This window comes from Mycolicibacterium sp. XJ879, assembly GCF_053483935.1.
In genome coordinates this window covers 1-252 of the sequence record NZ_JBEFTH010000051.1, presented here as the reverse complement: position 1 = coordinate 252, position 252 = coordinate 1, and the positions used below count along the sequence as shown (strand labels likewise).

General features: G+C 67.5%; 1 protein-coding gene. It reads right to left on the bottom strand.

Translation table 11 applies throughout. The features are described 5' to 3' along the window. Positions 1-252: transposase (locus tag ABQF13_RS25350; RefSeq protein ID WP_448395561.1), on the bottom strand; the 252-nt coding region annotated here is incomplete at both ends.

The following is a 252-nucleotide window of genomic DNA, read 5'->3' as shown; positions in this document are numbered from 1 at the left end:
CAGGTCATCGACGTGGCGGGTGGAGACCCCGTGGACGTAGGCCTCCATGATCACCGCGTGCAGCGCTTTGTCGATGCGGCGGCGCCGCTCGAGCAGCGAGGGGAAGAACGAGCCGGCGCGCAGCTTGGGGATCTTGACCTCGATGTCCCCGGATGTCGTCGACACCGTCTTGGCCCGATGCCCATTGCGGTGTGTGTTGCGTTGCTCGCTGCGTTGATAGCGGCCGGCGCCGATCGCCTCAGCTGCCTCGGC